We start from the raw sequence: 18187 nt of genomic DNA on the forward strand, positions 1-18187 counted from the left end.
TCAAACTGGAAGTAGAAGGTGATTCGATGTATAAGGCTTTGATCGTAGATGATGAAAAAATCGAGCGGGAGGGTGTCAAGTTTTTAATCGAAAAACTAGAGCTGACCCTACAAACTGAGGAAGCGGAAAATGGTGTCAAAGCGCTGGAATATTTGCAAACGCATGAGGTAGACATATTGTTCACCGATATCCGTATGCCGTTCATGGACGGGTTAGCGTTGGCCACGAAGGCAAAGATGCTTTATCCCAAGCTTAAGGTCATTATTGTAAGCGCATACGGTGATTTTGAATATGCTAAGCAAGCCATCCACATTCAGGTGGTCCACTATTTGTTGAAGCCTGTAGAAGTATCCGAGTTTCTTGAGGTGGTTACGGAGGTTGTCCGTTTATGTGATGAGGATCGTGAGCAGAGGGCAAGATCGCAGCAGTTGCAGCAAGTGTACGAAATCGGGAATCGATATGTGCAGGAGCAAATGCTGTTTGATTTACTCTATGGAACCCAGTCTGCAGACAAGGTTGGAACTGCACTGAATCATCAAGGCTGGCTAAAGGAGGGTACGACATTTCGGCTCCTTCTTTTGGATACACGGAAGAAATTATTCGATACAGTCGGGGAAGGGTTACAATTGCAATTGACAAGTGCACTCCCATGGGATTGTATGTATTTGAACCTGAATGAGTATCAAAGCGTGCTTTTCGTGCGGTTAGAGGGGACTTGGGACAAGACGCAGCTGGAGCCATACGGAAAGAAGCTTCAGGAGTTTCTCATAGCACATTACGAAGCCGATAGTGTGATCGTATTCAGTGGCTTACTGAACGATCTTCAACTGGTTCCTGCCGAATATCAGGAGATGGAGAAGATATTGGAATGCAAATTTTTCTTGCCTGCATCGGCTGTATTGTTTTCGGAGGTTATGTGTACATCCCTACAGGATGTGCCAGCGGACCTCAACAATATGCTTGAGGAAATATCACGGTATATCAGCTACAGTGAGTCTCATTTGATACTGGACGCGATAGAGAGACTGTTTACAGAGCTGCACTTCAACAACCAATTATCTACCATTTATGTTAAATACATATGTGCCGAAGTTGCCAAAAAATATGTCGATAGCTTCAATCGTGACACGAACATGTCATTTCAATGGTTTGCCGAACAAATATTTAAGTCAGGCAGCCTGATGCAGCTCAAGGATTTAATGATCCAACTGGTTGAAGAGAGGTCGAAGCCAGCAGTCGAGCCTTCCAGAAAGGTGATCGGTGAGGTTCTTAAATGGATTCACCGTGATTATCAAAAGGATATAGGCCTGGAATCCCTGGCGGACAAAGCAGGCTTGTCTCCGAGCTACTTAAGCCATCTGTTCAAGAAAGAAACCGGCTCCAGTCTCATCAAGTACATAACCAGCTATCGGTTGGAAAAAGCAGGTGAGCTGCTTCGGACCACCAATATGAAAATTGCCGATATTACCAATGAGGTGGGTTATACGAGCTTCGCTTACTTTTGTTCCATATTCAAAAATTATTACGGCAAAACCCCCGCCAAATACAGGGAAGGGGATTCCGTATGAGTCACCCACTGCACATGTTCAGAAATATGCGTTTCAAGCAAAAGCTCATTCTATCTTATCTGATCGTAAGCTTAATTCCAATAGCGCTATTGGGTACTTATTCTTATAATCAGTCCAAGCTGTTTCTTCGTAAGCAGGCCGTCCAAGGCTTACAGGATACGGTAGGTACGATGGCAAGAGGCATGAACGAAAAGACGGTGCAATACGAGCGAACGGTCGACTCCGTTGTGATGAATACAGGACTTCAGCGTATTTTTGGTACCCAATATAAAAGTCTCACGCTGCTTTCCGAAGATTTAAGAAAGTATGTGGACCCTTATTTCAGCATGATCAAGAGCTTGAATAAAGACATGCTGCAGCTCACCGTATATATGCCCGATACTATGCCAGAATATGGCGATTCCATCCTTTCACTGAACAGACTAAAGGGTAATAGTCTATGGTATAACACTGCCATGCAGCAAAAGCAAACGGGTTGGTATCATAATAATGACGAACTCGTTGTGTATCGACAATTTCCGACAATACTTTATAACAATATGGAAGGTATTTTGTATTTGAAATTGAACAAGGAACTTTTTTTTGAGTCGCTTTCGTCGGTCTCTTCGATTGATTCGGCTCGTGACGGACTTTTTATTTCCGATGGGCAGCACAATGTCGTCTATTTCAATCACCGTGACGCTGCCATATTTCAACAACAAATCATACAGCTGCCAACACAGCCTGAGAATACAGCCGATATCGAGGGCATTCGATATATTGTAATTAATGTTCCTCTTCATCATTCCGATTGGACGCTTCATTATTATATACCGGAGCAGGACATATCGATGGATGCTACCAGCATTGTCAAGGCAACGGTCATACTCCTTATTGCCTGTATCGCCATATTGTTCGCGCTCATTTGGATATTTTCACACACCATGATCAAACGGATTTATCATTTGAACAAACTGATGAAACAAGTTCAGTACGGAAATATGCAATTGGACATACGCAGCGAGAACAGGGACGAAATCGGTGAATTAACGAATCGCTTCGGCAGCATGCTGTTTCGTATTAATGAACTGGTGACAGAAGTATATCAAAACAAAATTATTCAAAAGGAAGCAGAGTTTAAAGCGCTGCAGGCCCAAATTAATCCTCACTTTTTGTACAATACGTTATCTATCATCAACTGGAAGTCGCTGAAGATTGGCGCAACCGATATTAGCCATGTCGTGACTACACTATCCCGATTTTACAGAACCTCTCTAAACCGGGGAGAAAGCATGACTACCGTCAGGGATGAGCTGCAGAACACCCAGTCGTTTGTGGAAATTCAATCCGTAATGCACGATCATAGCTTTGATGTGAGCTATCATATCGATGATGAGGTGTATCAATACGATACGGTGAATTTATCGATACAGCCGCTTGTTGAAAATGCGATCATGCATGGGATCGATCAGAAACAAAATGGCAGAGGGCAGCTGATAATCACCGTTCGAGCCCATAAGGAATGGATCGAGTTTGTGGTGGAAGACAATGGACCCGGCATCCCAAAGGAAATACAGGACGATATTTTGATTAAACAATCCAAGGGCTATGGGTTAAAAAATGTGAATGAGCGGATTAAGCTCGTGTTCGGTGAAGAGTATGGCATAACGGTATTCAGTGAATATGGACAAGGGACTGCAATGATCATGACCATTCCCAAATATAGAAAGCAATAAAACGATAATTTTCAAAAAAATCTGATAATTAAAATAAAACGGCGCTGTGCTATATTAATAAACAAGAATGAATGCGCATTCATAACTTATATAGCTGGAAAGGAGAGAGATTATTATTGCACGAATCATAGCAGCCAATCAGAGTACTGAAACCGTCTCGAGGACGAAAAGTGAGTTCAGAAAGAAGCTAAAAAATTATCAGGTTCTCTACTTTATGCTGCTGCCGGGTCTGCTGTACTTTATTATTTTTCATTATGTTCCGATGTACGGTGTTGTCCTCGCTTTCAAAAATTTTAAAATTATGCAGGGCATTATGGCCAGTCCTTGGGTCGGACTTGAGCATTTTTACAAAGTATTCGCCGATCCGAATTTTTATCGAGTCTTGAACAATACCCTTATCATCAGCCTTTATAAAATCGTATTCGCCTTCCCCATTCCAATTGTTTTCGCCCTTCTGCTAAGTGAAATTACAAGTGAGCGGTTTAAAAAGCTGGTCCAGACGATTTCGTATTTGCCGCATTTTATGTCCTGGGTCATTATGGCAGGTATTTTTATCAGCATTTTTTCATTGAATGGTCCTGTCAACGCCATAATCAAGCTGTTTGGTGCTGATCCGGTATTGTTTATGGCAGATGACCGTTATTTCCGTACGATCCTGATCCTCACGGACATTTACCAAGGCTTCGGCTGGGGCTCGATCGTTTATTTTGCCGCCATCGCCGGGATCGACCCACAGCTTCAGGAAGCAGCTATCATGGACGGAGCCAACCGATTTAAAAGAATGATCTATATTACGATACCGATGCTGTTACCCGTTATTTCCATCATGCTCATTCTACGGATGGCGCACGTACTGGATGCCGGATTCGATCAAATTTTCAACATGTATAATCCTAAAGTATATGGAGTATCGGACATACTGGATACTTTCGTTTATAGAAAAGGATTGGTGGAAACGAACTACAGCTACGCGACGGCGGTTGGCCTTTTTAAATCTGTTGTTGCTCTTGTGCTCATCGTACTCGTCAATAAAGCAGTGCATATGATGGGAGGAAAGGATCATACCATTTGGTAATTCAGCGTATCTGATGGAGGCATGCAGACTATGATAAAAACGAAAAAAACGTCCGCAGAGAAGATAGGCGAATTCTCGTTGTATTTGCTCATGATCGTGATCACAGTGATAACCTTGTATCCGTTTTGGAACCAAGTGATTACGTCGATCAGTGCGGAAAGCACCTTATACACAACTGGTATGCTTCTTCTCCCAAGCAAGCTTTCCTTTGAAAGCTATCATGTGATTTTTCAATATAAAGCGATATGGACCGGCTATGGAAATACGATATTGCGTACGATCCTCGGCGTAGGTCTCAGTCTGTTCTTCACTGCGTTGTTCGCTTATCCCTTATCCAAAAAGGACCTGCCGTACAATCGCACGATCACCTCGTTCGTCTTGTTCACCATGCTGTTCAGCGGAGGTTTGATTCCCAATTATTTGCTCGTTAAGCAGCTGGGTATCTTTAATTCGGTCTGGGCACTTGTGCTGCCGAGTATGATCAGTGCCTTTAATACATTAATAATGAGAAATTTTTTCAGGTCTATACCGGACAGCCTGGAGGAATCTGCACGTGTGGACGGCGCCGGGTACTTTTTTATTTTTCGTAAAATTATCGTACCACTTTCCAAACCGGTGCTGGCTACCGTGGCCTTGTGGATTGCGGTTAACCATTGGAATGCCTGGTTCGATGCTATGATTTATATTACCGATTCGAAAAAGCAGGTACTGCAGGTTGTGCTCAGAAAAATCATCGTGGACAATAATATGGACCAGCTGAACACGATGCTGTATCAGTTTGATCAGAAGGATATGTTTTCCACGCGCCAGCTGCAGGCTACAGTCATCATGTTCTCGGTCCTGCCGATGCTCGTGATCTATCCTTTTGTGCAAAAGTATTTTGTCAAAGGCATCATGATCGGTGCGGTTAAAGGGTGATTAAGATTCCAGAATACGACTAAAGAAAGGGTGGTTTTTATGAAAATAATAATGCCGTTGACGTTAAGTGCAGTCTTAATGGGAGCAGTTCTTGCAGGCTGCAGTTCGGAAACAAGCACAGCCGGGGAAAAAACCGAAGCACCCCAGGCAGACAAAAAATACAAGCTGACCTATCTGAATCAAAATTTTGATAAAACGGTCAAGGATTCATACGCCGTTAAATATGTACAGCAAAAATTCAACGTTGAAGTGGAGCAGCTTCCAAGATCCAAGGATAATTTCAAGGATGAGCTCCTGCTGAAGGTGGCTTCCGGGGAAATTCCGGATGTATGGGTGGACCTGGGCTTTCCCGAATACGAAAAGCTTGTCAATCAGGGCGCAGTAGCGGAGATTCCCCAGGAGCTTATCGAGAAAAACGCCCCGCGTTATTGGGCCTGGCTGAAGAAGCACCTCGGTGATGATCCGTTGAAGCTGTACCGAAGAGACGGCAAAAACTATTCGATGCCGATCATCCAGACGCTGGGTCCCGACCGTACTGTCGTAAGTCTCCGTAAGGACTGGCTTGACAATGTAGGGATTACGAAAAATCCCGAGACATTGGAAGAATTTGAAGATGCCATGCGCAAATTCCGCAACAATGATCCCGACAAGAACGGCAAAAAGGATACGTACGGATGGACAGGTCAAGCTGCAGGGATTAAAGATATATTCAGTCCTGTATTTGGTGCATTCGGAGTGTTCCCCGGTACGTTTACCGATAAGAACGGTAAGATTATTCGGGGTGAAATTGAGCCAGGTGCCAAGCAGGCTCTTGCGCTGCTCAATAAATGGTACAAGGAGGAGCTGATCGATCCCGAATTCGTGTTGAATAAAGGCCCGAATGTGGACGATAAGGTCATTTCCAGCAAAGTCGGAATTGTCACTGGTTCCTGGTATCAGTTTATACAGAGGGCGGCTTTTTTTGATGGCAAGTATTATGAGAAGCTTCGTGCCAATGTGCCGAATGCCAGCTGGTTATTGACAGCGGGGCCTAAGGGACCGGACGGTCAGCAGGGCACCGTGCAGTTAAATCCGATTGCAAGCTCCGGTGGACAATTCGGCAAGCATATGGAAAAAGATAAAGGAAAGATGGCCAAATATTTGCAGGTTGCCGATGCAACTGCCTTCGATGCGGAGACATTTGAAAATATCGTTTACGGAGAAAAAGGAAAAACCTACAAAAAGGGTGATAAAGGCGATTATATTTACCTGCCTCCTTATGATAAAGAAGAGGAACAGATCAAGTTCGGGATTGGACAGCAGTATACGTTCGTAGGTAAATCATTCAACGATTATGAATTTCAAACTCCGTACATGACCCTTAATGAGATGATGCCTATCCGCAGAGCAAATGAACATATAGGTAAAGGTAAATATGATATTTTACAGCCGATTCAAATACCCGCATATAACGAAAATATCGATACGCTTGATCAAATGACGCTAAAATATTTTATCGATATGATTACCGGACAGCGACCTGTCAGTGATTTTGATAAGTATGTTGAAGAGTGGAAAAAAGCGGGCGGTTCCAAGGTAATGGAAGAGGCCCAGAAGAAGTACGAGGAGAACTTCAAGAAGTAATATGCTGATGGGGGAGGGTGGACGGCTTTGGAACCATTAAAAGTGATTCAAATCGGCGTTGGGGGATTCGGCAGATCCTGGCTGAAAACTGTACTTAAGGAACCGGATGTCGATCTGGTAGCTATCGTGGATGTTGCCGATGAAAATTTGAAATATGCGGGAGAGCTTCTACAAGACAAGGCCATACCGATGTTCCACGATCATAATGAGGCACTGAGCAGCGTACAGGCGGATGCAGTCATGATCATTACGCCACCGCAGACGCACATGACAATTGCCTTCGATGTGATGAAAGCAGGCCTTCATATATTTCTGGAGAAACCTCTTACTTATTCATTCGAGGACGCAGTGGAGTTTGTTCGCAAGTATGAGCGATATGACAAGAAAGTGATGATTAATCAGAACTATCGCTGGACCCCCGAGATTCAGGCGATGAAGCAGGCAATTGCGAACGGCTCCATTGGAGACATCGGATATATCGACTATAACTTCAGAAGGCTGCACAATTCGAATGTCGATACATGGCGCGTACATTCCGGGGAATTTTTGTTCACTGATGTCAGCATTCACCACTTCGATCTGATCCGATATTTACTGGAATCTGAGCCAGAGTATGTCACCGCACATGGCATTCGTCCATCCTGGAGCTGGTGTGAAGGCATTACAGTGGGCAGTGCAATCTTCGAATTTCCTAAGGGCGTACTGATGAATTACTTCGGAAGCTTGTCCGACTTCGGATCTTCCACTACCTGGAACGGTGAGATCCGCATAACTGGAAGTGAAGGCGCAGTCGAGCTATGTAATGATATTCCGTATTTGAGCGGGAAGGGTGGAGAGAGGCAGGATCTTCCTTTACCCCAAATGCAGTACAGCAGTCAAGGCTATTCGCTGCACCAGTTCATTTATTCGATACGGCATGATACGCGACCCGATACCGATCTGATGGACAATATTAAGAGCCATCTTATGGTGCATACGGTCATCCAATCCATTCACCGCAATGAACGGGTGGCATATGACGACTACCTTCAAGCGCTGAATCCATAAAAATTGGGAAGGTGTTACCATAAATCAGGCTATAGAAGCTATTTCAAAACAAAGCTGGCAGCTTTCATCCCCGGATAGCCGATTGCAAATCAACGTGCTGCTGGATTCTCAAGGAAGACTGACCTACGATATTACCAAAAATGCAGTTGCCATGCTGCAGGCTTCTCCGCTGGGCATCGTGACAGATCGAATTGCTTGTACAGACGGATTATCCTTTGTGAACACATCCACGGTTGAGATTAATGAAACCTATATGCTGCCGCATGGGAAAAAGAAACACTATATCAATCAAGCCAATGAATTGACCCTTAATTTCAGCAAGGAAGGCCACATGCTGCAGTTGATCTGTAGAGCTTATAACGAGGCCGTTGCGTTCCGCTTCCAATTTCCCGGAGAGGGCCAATTGCAGATAAGCTCAGAGCCAACGGGATTCGCTTTGCCTCAGGATCGGCTTGTTAATGTATGGGCGCAGAAGTTCATGGAGTGTTATGAACGGACTTATGACCACAGCATGCTTGAACTGATGGATGAGGACGATTATGGGTTGCCTATGCTGTTCCAGATTGGGAACGACGGTTGGATGCTGCTCAGCGAAGCGTCCGTGTTCGGAAGCTATTGCGCATCGCATGTGAAAGTGAGCAAGGAGCATTCACATATGCTTGAGCTTGCCTATGCACCCGATCAATCGGGACCGAATGTAGCGGAAGGCCCTTTTGCTACCCCATGGAGGGTCGCCATTATCGGCGACGAGTTATCAACGATTGTCGAATCAACGGTGGTTTTTCATTTGAACCCGCCGTCGGAAGTGGAGGATACGTCATGGATCCGGCCGGGTCGCTCTGCTTGGTCATGGCATTCGGACAGCGCCTCCAGCAGGGACCATGAGCAGCAGGTTAGATTTGTTGATTTCGCTGCGGATATGGGCTGGGAATATTCCCTTGTCGACGTTGGCTGGGATCGGGAGGAAAGTACGGTTGACGTTCCTGAATTGATCCGACATGCTGAAGCCAAGGGTGTTGGCATCTGGGTATGGACTCATTTCAAAGGGCTTCAAGAGGAAGAGACATGCCGAAGCAAGATGGCTCTATGGTCGGGCTGGGGTGTGAAGGGAGTCAAGGTCGATTTTTTCGACAGTGATGCCCAGGAGCGAATCCAAGTGTACGACATGATCGCCGAGATAGCTCTGGAGCATAAGCTGATGATTAATTACCATGGCTCCTCCAAACCGTCTGGTGAACAGCGCCGCTGGCCGCATGTGATGACCCGAGAGGGCATATTTGGAGCGGAATATTGGAAAAATCCGCTGAATGAAGGACCGAATGCGGTGCATAACTGTACCGTGCCGTTTACCCGCAATGTAGTGGGATCGATGGACTATACACCGGTTACCTTGTCAAAGCTGACTCGTACCGGTCACTGCCATCAGCTCGCATTGGCGGTACTGTTCGAATCGGCGGTTCAATGCTTTGCCGACTCTATTGAAGCTTACGAGGAGAGCGCTGGCAAGCCATTCCTTCAGCAGGTACCTGCTGCTTGGGATCAAACGCTTATGGTTGAAGGCTACCCGGGACGGTTCGTTACGATGGCTAGACGTAGTGGAGAGGACTGGTTTGTAGGTGCGATCTGTGCGGCGAGCGGAAGAACCGCTCACGTGAGCCTCGACTTCTTGGAGGAGGGCGTTACATACGTGGCTGATATTTACGAAGAAGTGTTTGGCCCCCTGGATCATTACCGGTTTAAGCACTCAACGGAAATTACGGTTCGACAAGAGACGGTCACGAAGCTAGATGTACTTTATCTGAAGCTGAAAGTAAACGGCGGCAGCGTGATCCGATTAAGGAAGGCTGCAAAGTAACGACACTGGCTAACGCAATCCTGCGTTAGCCTTCACTTTTATTATTAATCGGGAGCGTGAAGCATGCATGGGAAAGGTAGAAAATACTTTATTTAATCCGCATTTGGATTATCGCAGGCTCGTATCGCGGGGAGATCTGCATTATGAGCATACGGTGAAACGAAGCGAGGGGGGATTGCCCATTGGTAAGGGACGGATGGGCAGTCTGGTATGGACCTCTCCCTCTGCGATCAAGCTCCAAATTAACCGGGTGGATGTATATGCTAATGATGGCTCTAGCCAAAGCTTTAATCAGAGACACACAGATTATGCATACGGCTGCGGATTCGTGGATATCGATTTCGTCGATTATGGGCAGGATGTTTTTCATGATGAAGGGATTCGTCAACATCTCAGCCTTTACGATGCGTTGGCAAGCATTGAAGGCGACGGCGTGAATGCACAGCTGTTCGCAAGTGCGCACGATGATGTATTTGCTATCAGAGCTGAAGATCATAGAGAGGCGCCACAGGTGATTAATATCAAATTGAAAATGCTCAGACCCGCTGAGGTAGTGACCAAACATCATTCGGCAATATCAAGCTTGAGCATTCACCATGATATGATTGTTTTGAAGCAGGAATTTAGTGAAGGTAGCTATTACTGCAGCTCTGCCCTTGTGGTAGGAATATTCGGTAGAGACGCAGCAGCCAGAATGAATGACGAATTCGGTGGCAGGGAGCCTGTGGGTGCATTTCGTGAAACCAAAGTTCTTGGGCAGCCAAATGAAACGGAAATACGTTTATGCGTTAAACCGGAAAGGGGAAGGTTCGAGCTGTTCATCGGTACCGCTGCGTCATTTGACCGGCATACGGACGTCGTTGCTGAAGCTGTAAATCAGGTTGAACGGGCTCGAACAGCGGGGTTTGATAAGATGCTTGCTGAGCATACAGCATGGTGGAACAAGTATTGGAGCCAATCCTATATTCAACTGCGCAGTCCGGACGGGAGCGCTGAATTTGTGGAAATGCACTATACGTATTACCTTTATCTGATGGCATCCAACTCAAGAGAAGGTCGATATCCGCCGAATTTCGGAGGGATGCTGCTCAGTCCAAGGGGGGATCTGCGGCACTGGGGAGCCATGCATTGGTGGAATAACTTGAACCTGTATTATAATGCCGTTCTTCCATCCGGTCATTATGAGCTGTTTCAGCCTTACTTTACTATGTATACGGCCATGTACGATTCATGCGCGAGGGCTGCAGAACAGCAGTGGGGCAGTAAGGGAATATTTATTCCTGAGGTTGTCTCATTTAGCGGATTGGAGGAGCTGCCAGACGATATTGCCGCTGAGATGCGGGACCTTTACCTACTGCGAAAGCCATGGGATCAGATGTCCATCCGCTTTAAGGAATATGCGCATGTCAAGCCTCCGCATGAGAGCAGATGGAACTGGAAGATGGCGGAACGGTTCGTAGACGGCAAGTTGGTATATCCGGACAGAGGCTATGGGCCGTTTGGTTTTACCACGCATATGTTTGCCAGCCAGGTGGGGATTGCTTACCATTACTGGCAGTATTATGAGTACACCTTGGATCAGACATGGCTCCGTGACAGAGCTTACTCGCTGATCAAAGGGACCGCGGAGTTTTTCCGTAACTTCCCGAATTTGAAGAAGGAGGCAGATGGGAAATATCATATTTATCACACAATCAGCGACGAGAAGTATATAGACGGTAAAGACAATATGGACTCTATGGCGGCGATGCATGGGATTATGCCCGTGCTGCTAAGGGCATCGGAGATTTTGGGAGTTGACGAGGAAATGAGACCCATATGGAGAGAGTTTTACGACAACCTGGCTCCTCTCCCTACAAGCGATCATCCCGATGCCGTGCTGCGGACAGCAGATAACGAACGTGCTGTATGGGTAGGTTCGCTGGGCCCAGTCCTTGATCAGCGGAGCGGGACTGATTTGCGGCCGGGGCGATTCTGCAGTCTATGTACATTGGAGACCGCTTATGATAACCCGGATAGGTTCGAAACGATGATGGCCACTATTAAATACGATGAAGTAAACAAATATGGCGGCGATTGGAGTCATGCTGCATCCGAAATGTCAGCTGCAGCACGGGTTCTTGTGGAAATGGGCTTGGCCGAGGAGTTTAAACAGGCAGTGTTAGGTCAATTGAAATGTGTCAATGCCGACAAAGAATACTGCTATTATACAGACACGGGCAAGGTCAAATTTTTCGAAAACCGTTTAACAGTGAGAGAAGGCGTCAACTGCATAAGTGCACAGCGTTTAGGTAATGCAGCTGCCGCACTGCAGTCTTCGCTGTGTCAAAGCCAGCCCTCGGGGCCAGGGAAAGATTCCGTGATCCGTATCTTTCCTGCGTGTCCTATAGGGTGGGAGGGTGAGTTTTCTCTATGGTGCCACAGGGGCTTCCAGGTGACATCGCAGCTTCGCGATGGGGTTATTCCCTTTGTACAAATCAACTCAACCCTTGGTGGGCTCTGCAGAATCCGCAACCCTTGGGGTGATGCACCCGTTTCTTTGCATAAATTCGCACACAAGATAAAGACAATTAATGGAACGCTGCTTGAGTTCGAAACAGAGCCAGGCGATCAATTTGAATTGTTATCGGAATAACGGAAGCTCTGGGCCCGCTTGCTGGCGGGCGTGATCTTCAAAAAATATAATCCGCCAAACCGCTAAACGATCCGTCTACAGGTGGTTTGGATCTTTGTGATGAATTATAATCAACTGTATTACATTGAGAATGGTTATCACTTAGAGGATGGAAAGGGTTGTGAATATGCTAGGCGTTAAGAGAATATCGCTTGCTGGTGTCGCTGTGTTGATGGTGTTTTTGCTGTACGGATGTGGCAGTCCAAACCATGACATAGGTGAAGCTTCGTCTGGATCCGTGAATTCCCCATCAGCTTCCAATGGAGCAGCGACGGCGCAGACGCGTACCGTTAAGGACACTAAGGGAAATGTAGTCATTCCTGCCAAACCCGTGAGAATCGCAGATATTTCCGGTTCCACAGAAGAACTGCTGCTTCTTGGATTTCAACCTGTACTGACTGGCAATACCGATATGGGGAACCCCGGGAAGCTTACGCCGCTTCTCTCCGGCAAATTGCAGACAAACGTTAGTATTGCAGGCTGGTTTCAAACCGAAATCAACATAGAGGCTGTCATGGCGGCGAATCCCGATCTGATCCTGGCAGGACCTACACAAGAGAAGATTTATGATCAACTGGTCAAGATTGCTCCAACGGTGAGAGTGCCGTATGGTTTTAACGCTTATCGGGAACGATTTGCATTTGTAGCGGAGGTGCTCGATAAAAAGGGTGAGATGGAGGCATGGCTGAAGGCTTATGATCAACTCGCCAAACAATTGCATGATCAAATTACCGATGTCACCAAGCAGGAAACGTTTGGGGTGATCGAGTCCACGCAGAAGGAAATTCGGATTTATGCCCGCACAGGATTGGCCGATATCGTTTTTAATGATCTTGGACTGCCCAAAGCGCCGGGGACGCCGGAACCCGATCCGTGGGGTGGGAAGGTGATGAGCCTTGAGGGACTTTCCACGTATGATCCGGATCATTTGATTTTACTCACAGACGGAGAGCAAAATGTGCTGGAACAAAGCAAAATCTGGAGCAGCCTCAAAGCTGTCAAATCCGGACATGTATACAGGATGACAAGCAGGCAAAATTATAACGAAGCCTTTTTTGCGATGGGGAAGAAGGCAGTTATGGAGCAGATTGCGGGCGATATAACGAAACCAATCAAAAGGTAAGGCCGATGACATCAAAGCAATAAGAAAGAGGATGATATGACAAAAGCAGGATATAGGAATAGGTCAGACTTTCATCAAAACTTTAACCTTTTTTTCGACGGGTTCGAGCTGCAGAGGAACAATGTAAATCATACGGAACAGATGACGCTCCATTCACAAATGGGGGAAGGGGTTATTCGTCGCTTTGTCCCTCGTACCGATATCGAAGTGGTTATTTCTGACTACACCTTGTATCGCAATCACGCCATGAAGCTTTTCACCGAAACCGCTATGGTAGAGCTTAATTATTGCTTACAAGGGGCAAGAGAAGTGAGTGTTGCAGGAATACGCCATGAGTTTGTTCCGGGAAATTGTACCCTGCAATTTATGAATCATGCGGATGTACACTTCGAATTCGATGGCAATCAGCCTTTTCTAATGCTCGGTATCGGGATTCCGGTTTCGACCTTTCATCATTTTATGGAGGAAGCTGGCGGGGAGAGATCGGTCGATTTTTCTCAGCTTCTTGGCAATCGGCCCTATCGCATTTTTCAAGAAACGACTCATCCAGCCGCTACCGTTGTTGTGAAACGAATGATGCAAGCTGCTACAGGACAACACACCCGAAATTTTGAGATGGAGTGCAGTGTACTGGAGCTTCTATCTTTGGCCTTTCGATCTTTTTTGGTTGATTGCAATCCGGAATTTCCTAAGTTGTCCAAGAGTGATATGCACAAAATCCAGAGTGCGAGGGATATTATATTGGACCGTATGGTAGACCCGCCCACGCTGCTCGAATTATCACGGATGATTGGTCTGAATGATTTTAAATTAAAGAGCGGTTTTAAAGAAATGTATGGAACGACCGTATTCGGGTATTTGCGCGAGCAGCGGTTGGAAAAGGCCTTTCTTTTGCTGGAGCAGGGCAAGATGAACGTGAGCGAAACGTCATTTGCGGTCGGTTATTCCAATTCCAGTTACTTTTCGGAAGTATTCCGGGAGAAGTATGGGGTCAATCCCGGAGTTTTTGTTCGAAGCTCTTCCGCTTTGCGTGAGTCCTATTAATAGGTGAATAGAATTGCACTTGAAACTGCTCCTTCGAGTAGTTTTTTTGTTATATGTCGGTTCCCATTAACCAGCAAAGTAATCCGGCTGCAGGTAGAAGCTTGCCGTACAAGCGTAGTATCATTAGCTTATTGATAATGAATCTCATTTACAATATATCAAATTAAAGTTGTAGCCTTCCAGGCTTATAACGGCAAGGAGCAAGCAAATGGAGAAGTGGAAAAGATTACCTCGCTGTTTTGGACGAATATCCGATTGCTGCGCAAGGGGTTGAAACGATCAAACGGAATTTTCCAAGTTTGAGCAAACATGTGGCGGGGAAAGACATCATGGATCTTGGTATGGAGGTCGATCTGGAGAAACTGCTGGTCGCACAGCCCGATTTGATTATCGCCGCGGATGATATGAAGGATCAGTATGAGAAGCTAAGTCAAATTGCACGAACCGTTATACTTCCCCAAGCAGGGGACTGGCGTGAGACAATTCAGCAAATTGGCAAGGTGATCGGCAAAGAAGATAAAGCCGCAAGCGTACTCGCCGAATTTGATCGCAAATCTAAAGATTATAAAGAAAAATTGGCATTTCGAAGTGAAGAGTCCATAATGTTCGCGATGTATAGAGGCAAGGAGCAGTTCGTAACCTGGAATGACGGGCGGTTCGATCCTTTTTATAAGGGGCTTGGACTGAAGCCGATAGCTGGTGTGCAAACAGACGGACAATTGTCCTTGGAAAGTTTGGCTGCATTAAATCCTGATCATCTCTTCATTATAAACAATTGGCAGAACCCGATTCAGGGAGGCGTCAAGAAAGCGTTGGAAGGCAGTAAGGTATGGGGCAGCTTGAATGCGGTGAAAAACAATCGCGTTTATGAACTGAAAGATCCTTCACTTCCCGGACCGATGGCACTCGCTAAAATCGACGGTATTGAAAAAATCATGGAGGCGCTGGCGAAATAAAGGACGCAATATAGAGAAGAGGAGTGGATGTGTTGTGAAATACAGATTTATGATTATGTTCCTTATTGTATTGTGTGGAATGATCTCGATCGCCGCCTTCAACCCGATTATCGGTCCGCTTTCCCGTAATTTGGGATTAAGTGAAATCCAATCGGGATGTTTGGTGTCGGTGACAGGACTTTGCTGGCTCCTGGGTGGATATTTTTGGGAAAAAATGACGTTTATGAGCAGAAAAAAGATGTTGGTGTTGATTATGCTAGTCTATTTAGTGACACTCATCGTGTTTGCCCTGCTTGCCGATTATGCAGAAACTCATTTATTGCACATGTCGGGACTGTTTTGGATTTTCATAGTGCTGCGAGCCATTGCAGGATTTTTCTTCGGGGGTATTCCTGCAAAAGCACAAGCCTACGTGATGGGATGGACGACACAGGAAACACGTACACGGGGAATGGCGCTATTCGGAGCTGCCAATGGACTAGGATTCGTATTGGGACCAGCGATGAGCGGGGGGATGGCGGCAGTAGGTCTGACTGCACCGATGTATGCGGCTGCGATATTACTTTTCGCGATGGCAATCCTGTTTCTGGCGTTCATTCCAAACGAGCCGAACCAAGAAATTCATCGGCAAGCTTCATCGCTATCACCGAATGATGCGCGAATACGCCTCTATTTATGGATCGGGCTTGCGCTATCGTTTGTACTGAATATCGTTCAGGTGACCATCGGATTTTATGTGCAGGATACGCTTGGTTACAATGCCAGGGAAGCGACTCAGCTGATCGGACTCGGTTTGGCCATTTCCGGCGTTATGGTCGTCGCCTCGCAAATTGTAATTAGTAAATACTTGAAGTGGCAGCCCAGGAAGGTGCTGCGCGTCGGGTTGTTATTTGTCGCATTGGGGCTGCTGGGACTGTTAACATTCATTCGTTTCGCCTATATAGATTTTGCATTATTGGGAATTGGGATCGGCTTTACGCTGCTTGGATACAGCTCGGGCGCGTCTCTGGCGTTGCAAGACCATGAGCAGAGAGGAGTTGCTTCCTTTATTGCGGCTGTGCAAGGTGGCGGATCATTCCTTGGACCTGTTGTAGGTACGTCATTGTATACCGCTCATATGGTTTTTCCATATTCGTTTTGTGTGCTTATCATCTGCCTGTCTGGCGTTTTGGTTCTCGGGAAAAGGAGCGTACACTCAGATTCTATGGGGGAAGCAGCCAAAATACGCAATTAAGCTGTAACGGCCGCAAGTCAACCCCGTTTCCCGCCCTTCGACTCCTCTGTAAGCGGTGTTGCATCCGCTCTTGGCGAACATTTTTGACAGGCAGCGGGAGTCGCGGCACCGATGAGCCTGAAGTAAGGCTCACAATTGGCAGGATAGCTGCAGAAGCGAGTAACTGTTGGGATAGTATGACCTCGCTTCCTATCGCTCTCTCCACGTCCCCACATTTCCATAACATTAGACAATAAACCATAATCCTGCCTGATTGTTCATCTCCCTGACAAAGCTTACACTAACTACAGAAAGATATTCATCAAGTCAAAAAGGAGGGATGAACATGACGCAAAATATGACGCGTGCCATACAGAGCAATCGGCCGGCAGCCAGACCGGCGAAGCCCCATTGGTTCAGGCACATAAGAAACAATCCGGGATTGTATTTAATGGTCGTGCCGGGAATCATCTACTTTGTCGTATTCCGCTATGTGCCTTTGCTCGGGAGCGCCATTGCATTTCAGGATTACAATATTTTCAAAGGTATAACGGACAGCAATTGGGTAGGCTTCAAGTGGTTCGAGCAAATGTATACGTTTCCAAATTTCAAGCGTCTGCTCGTAAATACATTGATCATCAGCTTTTACCAATTGATCTTTGCCTTTCCGGCTCCGATCATATTGGCTTGCATGATGAACGAGCTTAGCCGTACCCGAATGAAGCAATGGATGCAGACGATCCTGTATTTGCCACATTTCCTGTCGTGGACCATCATCTTCGCTCTCGTCTACTCGCTGCTGTCCTCGCAGTCGGGGCTGCTCAACCATTACTTGACGCAATGGGGAGGGACGGAAATCCATTTCCTGCAGGAGCCGGGATATTTCCGCACAATCGTCATCTCGACAGGCATGTGGAAGGAGATGGGCTGGGGAACCATTATTTATCTGGCGGCGTTGGCTGGAGTTAACCCGTCGCTGTATGAGGCGGCTACTGTCGATGGAGCAGGGCGATGGAAGCAATTCCTGCATATTACAGCTCCCGAGCTTATACCGGCTACGATGATCCTGCTGCTGCTGAAGATCGGTCATATCCTGGATATCGGCTTCGAGCAAATCTATGTATTCCTCACCCCTGCCACCTACTCGGTTGGCGATGTCATAGACACCTATGCCTATCGGGCCGGACTGCTGAACGGCCAGTACAGCTTCGCAACCGCCATCGGATTGTTCAAATCGATTGTCGGGTTTCTGATGCTTGTGATTGCCAACCGGATAAGCAAAGCTACTACCGGCCAAGGGCTGTATTGAGCGCAGCGGCGTTGACCACACTTGGCTATTAGCAGAAAACTTGTCTCCCGTTATAAAATCCTGGGCC

13 protein-coding genes are annotated in these 18187 nt (G+C 46.5%); all 13 read left to right on the forward strand.

Translation table 11 applies throughout. The features are described from left to right. Positions 1 to 26: 26 nt before the first annotated feature. The 13 genes from BK127_RS05290 to BK127_RS05350 all read left to right on the forward strand — a co-directional run bounded on the left by BK127_RS05290 (position 27) and on the right by BK127_RS05350 (position 18120). Complete coding sequence (locus BK127_RS05290; RefSeq protein WP_076228974.1) at positions 27 to 1568, forward strand: response regulator; 1542 nt, start codon at positions 27 to 29, stop codon at positions 1566 to 1568. Next, positions 1565 to 3283, forward strand: a complete 1719-nt coding sequence (locus BK127_RS05295) for a sensor histidine kinase (RefSeq protein ID WP_076228975.1) — start codon at positions 1565 to 1567, stop codon at positions 3281 to 3283. Before BK127_RS05290 ends, BK127_RS05295 begins: the two co-directional genes overlap by 4 nt. A gap of 214 nt (positions 3284 to 3497) precedes the next feature. Next, entirely contained in the window at positions 3498 to 4358 is an 861-nt protein-coding gene (locus BK127_RS05300; protein WP_083689074.1) for an ABC transporter permease, read from the forward strand. A 30-nt stretch (positions 4359 to 4388) separates the two neighbouring features. Further along, entirely contained in the window at positions 4389 to 5276 is an 888-nt protein-coding gene (locus tag BK127_RS05305) for a carbohydrate ABC transporter permease (RefSeq protein WP_076228977.1), read from the forward strand. A 39-nt stretch (positions 5277 to 5315) separates the two neighbouring features. Next, positions 5316 to 6899 carry a type 2 periplasmic-binding domain-containing protein gene (locus tag BK127_RS05310; RefSeq protein WP_076228978.1) on the forward strand — a complete coding sequence of 528 codons (1584 nt, stop codon included), beginning with the start codon at positions 5316 to 5318 and terminating at the stop codon, positions 6897 to 6899. Positions 6900 to 6926: 27 nt separating this feature from the next. Continuing rightward, positions 6927 to 7946, forward strand: a complete 1020-nt coding sequence (locus BK127_RS05315) for a Gfo/Idh/MocA family protein (RefSeq protein WP_076228979.1) — start codon at positions 6927 to 6929, stop codon at positions 7944 to 7946. A 40-nt stretch (positions 7947 to 7986) separates the two neighbouring features. Next, positions 7987 to 9801: a glycoside hydrolase family 97 protein gene (locus tag BK127_RS05320; RefSeq protein WP_256711203.1), complete on the forward strand. Its 1815-nt coding sequence runs from the start codon at positions 7987 to 7989 to the stop codon at positions 9799 to 9801. A gap of 67 nt (positions 9802 to 9868) precedes the next feature. Beyond that, positions 9869 to 12436 (forward strand): glycosyl hydrolase family 95 catalytic domain-containing protein, encoded by a 2568-nt coding sequence (locus BK127_RS05325; protein WP_076228981.1) that lies wholly within the window; start codon positions 9869 to 9871, stop codon positions 12434 to 12436. Positions 12437 to 12602: 166 nt separating this feature from the next. Beyond that, complete coding sequence (locus BK127_RS05330; protein ID WP_076229266.1) at positions 12603 to 13598, forward strand: ABC transporter substrate-binding protein; 996 nt, start codon at positions 12603 to 12605, stop codon at positions 13596 to 13598. A gap of 36 nt (positions 13599 to 13634) precedes the next feature. After that, positions 13635 to 14642: a helix-turn-helix transcriptional regulator gene (locus BK127_RS05335; RefSeq protein ID WP_076228982.1), complete on the forward strand. Its 1008-nt coding sequence runs from the start codon at positions 13635 to 13637 to the stop codon at positions 14640 to 14642. Positions 14643 to 14881: 239 nt separating this feature from the next. Continuing rightward, the gene (locus BK127_RS05340) at positions 14882 to 15598 is read left to right on the forward strand and encodes an ABC transporter substrate-binding protein (protein ID WP_083689076.1); all 717 of its coding nucleotides are present in this window, start codon (positions 14882 to 14884) and stop codon (positions 15596 to 15598) included. Between the two features lie 34 nt (positions 15599 to 15632). Then, positions 15633 to 16832, forward strand: coding sequence for an MFS transporter (locus tag BK127_RS05345; RefSeq protein WP_256711179.1), 1200 nt, complete (start codon positions 15633 to 15635; stop codon positions 16830 to 16832). A gap of 325 nt (positions 16833 to 17157) precedes the next feature. Beyond that, positions 17158 to 18120, forward strand: coding sequence for an ABC transporter permease (locus BK127_RS05350; protein WP_076228983.1), 963 nt, complete (start codon positions 17158 to 17160; stop codon positions 18118 to 18120). The last annotated feature ends 67 nt before the right edge of the window (positions 18121 to 18187 follow it).

It is taken from the genome of Paenibacillus sp. FSL H7-0331, assembly GCF_001956045.1.